Annotated in this window: 7 protein-coding genes and 2 tRNA genes; 1 reads left to right on the forward strand and 8 read right to left on the reverse strand. The window is 60.2% G+C overall.

Going from position 1 to position 6,625, the window contains the following annotated elements; all coding sequences use genetic code 11:
- The 6 genes from ACYVDE_RS11680 to mltG form a co-directional block, all read right to left on the reverse strand.
- Positions 1 to 960, reverse strand: a 960-nt coding sequence (locus ACYVDE_RS11680) for a hypothetical protein (protein ID WP_460501726.1), incomplete at its 3' end; no start/stop codon positions are given.
- Between the two features lie 249 nt (positions 961 to 1,209).
- A tRNA-Ser gene (locus ACYVDE_RS11685) sits at positions 1,210 to 1,294 on the reverse strand.
- A gap of 73 nt (positions 1,295 to 1,367) precedes the next feature.
- Positions 1,368 to 1,454 (reverse strand) — tRNA-Ser (locus tag ACYVDE_RS11690).
- A 112-nt stretch (positions 1,455 to 1,566) separates the two neighbouring features.
- On the reverse strand, positions 1,567 to 2,559 hold the full coding sequence (locus tag ACYVDE_RS11695; RefSeq protein ID WP_460501727.1) for a YihY/virulence factor BrkB family protein: 993 nt from the start codon (positions 2,557 to 2,559) through the stop codon (positions 1,567 to 1,569).
- Positions 2,560 to 2,645: 86 nt separating this feature from the next.
- Positions 2,646 to 3,137, reverse strand: a complete 492-nt coding sequence (locus ACYVDE_RS11700; RefSeq protein WP_460501728.1) for an acyl-CoA thioesterase — start codon at positions 3,135 to 3,137, stop codon at positions 2,646 to 2,648.
- A 128-nt stretch (positions 3,138 to 3,265) separates the two neighbouring features.
- Positions 3,266 to 4,354 carry an endolytic transglycosylase MltG gene (mltG, locus tag ACYVDE_RS11705; RefSeq protein ID WP_460501729.1) on the reverse strand — a complete coding sequence of 363 codons (1,089 nt, stop codon included), beginning with the start codon at positions 4,352 to 4,354 and terminating at the stop codon, positions 3,266 to 3,268.
- Positions 4,355 to 4,558: 204 nt separating this feature from the next.
- Here mltG and ACYVDE_RS11710 point away from each other — a divergent pair, with 204 nt between their 5' ends.
- Positions 4,559 to 5,191 carry an L-threonylcarbamoyladenylate synthase gene (locus ACYVDE_RS11710; RefSeq protein ID WP_460501730.1) on the forward strand — a complete coding sequence of 211 codons (633 nt, stop codon included), beginning with the start codon at positions 4,559 to 4,561 and terminating at the stop codon, positions 5,189 to 5,191.
- A 158-nt stretch (positions 5,192 to 5,349) separates the two neighbouring features.
- Here ACYVDE_RS11710 and ACYVDE_RS11715 read toward each other — a convergent pair whose 3' ends face one another.
- Positions 5,350 to 6,267, reverse strand: a complete 918-nt coding sequence (locus ACYVDE_RS11715; protein ID WP_460501731.1) for a lysophospholipid acyltransferase family protein — start codon at positions 6,265 to 6,267, stop codon at positions 5,350 to 5,352.
- Between the two features lie 2 nt (positions 6,268 to 6,269).
- A partial coding sequence (locus tag ACYVDE_RS11720) for a hypothetical protein (protein WP_460501732.1) occupies positions 6,270 to 6,625 on the reverse strand: 356 nt, incomplete at its 5' end.

The raw sequence follows: 6,625 nt of genomic DNA on the forward strand, positions 1-6,625 counted from the left end.
GTTCCAGACGGCCGGCTGCGCGGTAGCGTCGGTAAGCTTGGCTACCAGCACATCGGCGTTGTTGCCGTAGCCGGTGCCCGCCAGCGGCAGGCTGCCCAGCTGCACGTTGGCGGCGCCGTTGGCATCGCCGGCCACGGCATAGTTCGTCGAAAACCCGGCCAGATACAGCGCATTACCATTGGCAACCAGTGCGTTCACGCCGTCTTCGCTCGTGCCGCCGCCGTCCAGCACCCAATCCCAGTTGGTGGGCGCGGCCGCATCCGTCAGGCGAGCCACAAACAGGTCATTGTTGATGGCCGCGCCGTTGCCTGCCAGGGGGTATGTGCCGAACTGCACGTTGTTGGCCCCGTTGGCATCGCCGGTTGCGGCCGCGTTGCGCACGGCGCCGCCCACGTAAATGCGGGTGCCGCTCACGGCCACGGCCGTGCCCAGGTCTTCGCTGGTGCCGCCAGCCTGCATGGCCCAGTCCCAGTCGGTGGGCGGCGTGCCGGTGTCCGTGATGCGAGCCACAAACAGGTCGTTGTTGTAGCTGGTGCCGGTGCCGGGCAGCGGGTGCGTGCCAAACTGCACGTTGTAGGCCCCGTTGGCATCGCCGGCCACCGCGTAGTTGGTGGTAATGCCCGTCACGTAAATCTTACTGCCGCTCACGGCCAGCCCCAGGGCCTGCTCGCTGCTGGTGCCGCCCGCGCCAAGCGCCCAGGCCCATGTGCCGGAAACAGGCTCCCAACGCGCCACGAAAGCATCCTGGCTGTTGCCCGGCGCCAATACCGTGTTCCCAAATCCCACCTGCCCCGTGATGTAGCCGGCCACGTACACTTGCCCCGCAGCGCCTACGGCCGTGGCCAGCACCGTGGCGGTGCCGCTAGTAGTGGTCGAATTATTGGCCAAAGCAGCCTGCCAGCTGGCTCCTGTCTGGGCATGGCCGGCGCGGCTCAGCCCCAGCACCAAAAGTACCAGCATCGTCAAACGAGACGTAACAACGTATAAATCAGCCATGCAAACAATAAAGTAAAACGTATTTCCCAGCAGCCTCGCTTATTTTAGCTGGCTCCTCACTTGCAGGATTTTTAACTGCGAACAAAGGTAAGCCGCCATTGCAGCAATAATCTTATTACCAGATAAATAGCTATATTAAATCCCTCCGCATCACATTCCCCAGCCGCAACAAAAAAGCCCCGTTTCCAGAATGGAAACGGGGCTTTTTTGTTGCAGAGAGCGAGGGATTCGAACCCCCGGAGGTTTAACCCTCAACGGTTTTCAAGACCGCCGCAATCGACCACTCTGCCAGCTCTCTGGGTCAATTGTATTGTCGCGCAGGATAATTATGCAACAAAAAAGGCTTTTTCCGGCGCAGAAAAAGCCTTTTGTAGAGAAGGGGGGATTCGAACCCCCGATACCGTTGCCGGTATAACGGTTTTCGAAACCGTCGCATTCGACCACTCTGCCACCTCTCTATACAGGCCCCCGAGTGATTGGGGAGTGCAAAAGTAAAAAGGAATCTGAAGTAAAAAACGCTTGTCCTGAAAAAATTTCTAACTTTTTGCTAGTGGCCTGAAAATCAGAATATCATTTTTCGACGCTGATGACGCGCTGGACGCCTAATTGCTCACGCATCATCTGGCGGCGCCGCCCGGTGATGGCATCCATGCTCACATTCACTTCGAAGCCGATGATGAGCGTCATGCACACAAATTCCAGCCACACCATAAAACCCACCAGCGCCCCAATGGAGCCGTAGAAGTGGTTGTAGGAATCGAAAATACGCACGTAAAGCGTAAACAGAAACGACACCAGAAAGATAAGCAGCGTGGCCACAATGGCCCCGGCCGACACCAACGGCCACTTGTCGTGCACGGGCGGCACGAAGTAGTAAATCACGCAGGTAGTGCTCAAAAAAAGCCCCAGCAGCGAGCCGTAGCGCACCAACGTAATCACGAGGTCGGTGAACCGCTCGGGCACAATCTCATAGAACACCAGCGCATCGATGATGTAGGTACCGAAGAAGATACCCGCAATAGCCAGCAGCAGAATCAGGGCCAGCACGAAGGTGAGTACGGTGGCAATCATGCGCTTACGCAGGTAGCTACGGTGCTTGAACCACGGGTACTTCTTCTCGAAGGCATCGAGCAGGGCCATGATGCCGTTGGAGCTGAGCACCAGGGCCGTGACGAAACCGAACGAGAGCAGGCCGCCGTGCGGAATGTTCACGATGTCCTCGATGGTACCGGCCGTGGCGGCGTAGAGCTCGCGCGGCATGAAGTCGCCCAGAAACTGCAGAATGTCCACGTTCAGATTCGGAACGGGAATGTACGGAATGAGCGTGAACAGGAAAATGATGGTCGGAAACAGGGCCACCGTCAGGTTGAAGGCCATGTAGGCGGCGCGCTTTTCGAGCGAGTCGAGCCGCAACTCGTGCAGGATGCGGGCGAGAATGTCGTAGAGCGAGGCACCGCCATTGCCCACGCGCAGGCGCTTGAGGCCCACAATCAGCCGCCGGTAGTGGCGCTGCTGGCGCACATCGGGCAGGCGGGCTCGGCGAATGGCGGCGGGAGCTTTCACGCTTAAAGGGTTGTGTTTTGAGGGTTGAGCTTTGAATGGTTTGGCCGCTTAGAAAACTCAACCCTCAACATTCAAAACTTAACACTTTATTTCCGGAATGCCGCCGGCGCTGGCGCGTCGGGCGGAATGGCGCCGGGCGTGGGCAGCACGGGGCTGTCGAATTCGTCTTCGCTAAAATACGGCAGCAGGCGCTCCTGAATGTTGGCGGGCATGGCCACGGGCCGGCCGGTATCGGTTTTCACAAACACCATGAGGGTGTGGCCCTCGGTAAGTAGTTGGCCGGCCTCATTATAAATCTCATACTCGAACAGCACGCGGGCGCCTTCGGGCGGCTGGCGCAGCAGCAGGCGCACGGTGAGCAGGTCGTCGTAGCGGGCCGGACGGCGGAACTTGGTGCGCAGCTCACCTACCGGCATGCCCACGCCGCTGGCTTCCATGTCTTTGTAGCTGATGCCGAGCTTGCGAAACGCCTCGGTGCGGGCGACTTCGAAATACGCCGCGTAGTTGCCGTGATAGACGTAGCCCATCTGGTCGGTTTCGGCGTAGCGCACGCGGATTTGGATGTCGGAGGTGTACATGGGCTTCGGTTCGTTTTGTCTGTCATCCTGAGTGGAGCGAAGGACCTTATCACGTCAGAACTACTATGCAGTATTAGCAACAGTTCAGACGCGATAAGGTCCTTCGTTCCGCTCAGGATGACAAGTAATTACTTAATCCCCGCCCGGTTCAGCGCGGCCTGGTAGCGGCGGGCGTTGGCAATGTGCTCGGCTTCGTTGGTGGCGAAGGCGTGGTAGCCGCTAAAATCTTCCTTGGCGCAGAAGTAGAGGTAGTTGTTGCTTTCGGGTTTCAGTACGGCGTCGATGCTGGCGATGCTGGGCAGGTTGATGGGGCCGGGCGGCAGGCCGGCGTACTTATAGGTGTTGTAGGGGGAGTCTTTTTGCAGGTGCACGTTCAGCACGCGCTTGATGGTGAAGTCGTGGTTGGCGTACACCACGGTGGGGTCGGCCTGCAGCTTCATGCCTTTACGCAGGCGGTTGAGGTAGACGCCGGCAATGCGCGGGCGCTCGTCGGCGTGCTGCTGCTGCTCGGCCTCTACGATGCTGGCCAGGGTGCTCACCTGGGCGCGGGTGAGGTGCAGCTTTTCGCGCTCGGCATCGCGGGCGGGCGTCCAGAACTGCTCGTATGACGTTTTCAGGCGCTGCATGAGGCGCTTGGCCGAGGTATTCCAGTACACGTCGTAGGTGTTCGGGATGAACATGGTGAGCACCGTGGTGGTGTCGAAGCCCAGGCTTTTGGTGTAGGCCGGGTCGCGCAGCAGCGAGTCGAGGCGGGCGGCGGGCACGTCGACCTGGCTGGCCAGCTTGGTTACTAATTCATTACGCAGGCGCACGGTGTTGAAGGTGAGCTTCACGGGCGACTGCGCACCGCTCTTGAGCACGTTGATAAGCTGGCGGTTGGTGAAGCCGTCTTTCAGCTCGTAGTTGCCGGGCTTCACGGCGCCGGGCTTGTCATACTTCATCAGCCGGGCCACGAAGTGCAGCGAGAGCTTGTCGACCACGGCCCCGGTTTTGTCGATGGTATTGAGGGCGGTTTTCCAGTCGGCCCCGCGCGGAATCACCACGTAGGTGGGTTTGCCCTTGGTTTCGATGTTGGCGGTGAAGAACACCTGGTAGAAATAATAGGAGAAGCATACCAGCGCGAGCGTGAACACAACACTCACCGTGCCCCAGCGCTTGCGGCGTTTGAGGGCATCGTCACGACGTTCGAGAATGGACTTTTGGGCGGGTTTGGCCATGGTAATAAAGCAGGAGTCAAGGGAGCGGCGTCAAAAGTACGAAGCCCTTGCCACGGCTGCCCGCGCGGCGCGGCCAAGTTGGCACGTTTCGGCCGGAGGTAGTACCTTTCCCGCGCCTTTGGCCCCGCCGGGCCGCCAGGCCGGTTTTTGCCGGCGCGCGGCGGCTATCACCCGGCCCGTTTCACATTTATTCTTCGTTTATCTATGCCCGCCACCCTGCTCCGCATTCACCCCGAGAATCCGCCCCAAAATCGCATTCAGCAAGCCGTTGAGGTTCTGCGCAAGGGCGGAGTTATTATTTACCCCACCGATACCGTGTATGGCATTGGCTGCGACGTGACCAACGCCAAGGCCGTGGAGCGCGTGTGCCGCATCAAAGGCATCAACCCCGAAAAAGCCAACCTGAGCTTCATCTGCTACGACCTGTCGCACATCAGCGACTACGCCCACGGCATTAACACGGCCACTTATAAGGTTATTAAAAAGGCGTTGCCCGGTCCGTTCACCTTCCTCTTTGAAGCCAGCGCCAACGCGCCGCGCTTCGGCGGCACCAAGCGCAAGCAGGTGGGTATTCGCGTGCCCGATAACCAGATTATTCGCCAGCTGGTGAAGGAGCTGGGCAACCCCATCGTGAGCACCTCGGTGCGCGAGAGCGAGGAAACCCTTGAAGAATACGTAACCGACCCGGACCTGATTTACGAAAAGTACCGCCTGCTCGTGGACCTCGTGATTGACGGCGGCTTCGGCGGCAATACCCCAAGCACCATCGTAGACTGCACCAACGACGACTTTGACATTATCCGCGACGGCGCCGGCGACATTGAGCAGTACTTATAGGCGTTCAACCTCACCCCCTCTCCAAAAAAGAGGGGGCACCAGTTCGGCGCTAATGACTTGGGTAAAAACAAAGAGCCTGCTTTTCAGCAGGCTCTTTGTTTTTTTGTAGCGGCTTTTGCAAGGAGCAAGTGCGGTGCCTCTCTCCGCGGGAGAGAGGGTCAGGGAGTGAGGTTGCGCTGGTGCTTCCACCTTCTATGCGTCCACAGATACTGCTCGGGCGAGGCGCGCATGTCCTTCTCCAGCTGCCGGGCGAAGGCTTCAGTGACGGGGAAGATGCCGGTCGCGGCCACTTTCGCCACGCGGCCATCGGGCAGCTCGGTGAAAGTGACTTCGTAGTAGCCGCGGCGCACGCGGCGGATGCCCACGTAGAGCACGGCGCAGTCGAGTTGGGCCGCCAGGCGGTCGGCGCTGGTGTAGAAGCTGGTGTCTTGGTGCAGGAAGTCGGTCCAATACGGGCGGTCTTCGGGGCCGGCGGCCTGGTCGGTGAGCAGGCTCAGGGTGCGGCCCTCGCCGCGGTGGGCCACCAGGTAGCGCAGGGTGGCCAGCATGGGCACGGCATCGGCCTCTAGGCGGGTGCGCAGGCGGCGCATGAAGCTTTCAAAGAACAGGTTGTTCAAGGGTTTATACACGCCGGCGGCCCGGCCGGGAAATTCCAGTGCCGCGCCGCTCAGTATCCATTCCCAATTACCCATGTGCGAGCCCAGCGACAGTACCAGCCGTTTGTCAGCAAAATGGCGCGTCATCAGCTCGGGGTTCGTGAAGCGCATGCGCTGCCGCAGTTCGGCGGGCGAAATGGCAGCCAGCTTCAGAATCTCAATGATGACCTGCGCAAAATGGCGATAAAACGCTTTGCCGATGCGCTCAATTTCGGCCGGCGCTTTCTCCGGGAAAGAGTTGCGCAGGTTTTCCTGCACCACGCGCCAACGGTAGCGCACCACGTAGGCCAGCAGAAAATAGATAACTTCAGCAAACAGGTACAGCACCGCCAGCGGCAGATGCGCCAGCCCCAGTAGCAGCCAGCGCAGCGGCTCGAAGTACCAAGCATAGGGCCGGCCGGCAGTTTCTTTGGTGACCATACTTAGCGGGGGGCGGGGGCACCGGCGGGCGCGTAGTCGGCTTCGTTGCGCAGGCCAATAGCGCGGTGGCCGGCGATGAGCTTCTTATTACCCGGTCCGCCATATATCTCAATAAAAAGCGTGAAAGGGCCATCGGGCAGCGGCCCGAAGGGAAGCTGACCCACTACAGTGGTGGGGCGGCCGCTCTGGGGCGTGAGCTCGCCATCGGCATCGGCGGCCGAGCCGTCGGGGGTGGTGAGGTGGTAATGCACGCGCAGAGCCGGACCGACCGGGGCATTGTGCAGCTCGGTGTAGAAGAACAGGTTTTCGGCGCCGCGCCCGTAGGAGCCGCCGGGCGTGCGGGTGAGGCGGTAGCCGC

Source organism: Hymenobacter agri (assembly GCF_054778495.1).

What these genes read in the sequence shown, in the direction of transcription:
- ACYVDE_RS11700 (WP_460501728.1), bottom strand. Translation starts at nt 3,137, where the DNA reads ATGTACACCTCCGACATCCAAATCCGCGTGCGCTACGCCGAAACCGAC.
- mltG (WP_460501729.1), bottom strand. Translation starts at nt 4,354, where the DNA reads ATGGCCAAACCCGCCCAAAAGTCCATTCTCGAACGTCGTGACGATGCC.
- ACYVDE_RS11715 (WP_460501731.1), bottom strand. Translation starts at nt 6,267, where the DNA reads ATGGTCACCAAAGAAACTGCCGGCCGGCCCTATGCTTGGTACTTCGAG.
- ACYVDE_RS11710 (WP_460501730.1), top strand. Translation starts at nt 4,559, where the DNA reads ATGCCCGCCACCCTGCTCCGCATTCACCCCGAGAATCCGCCCCAAAAT.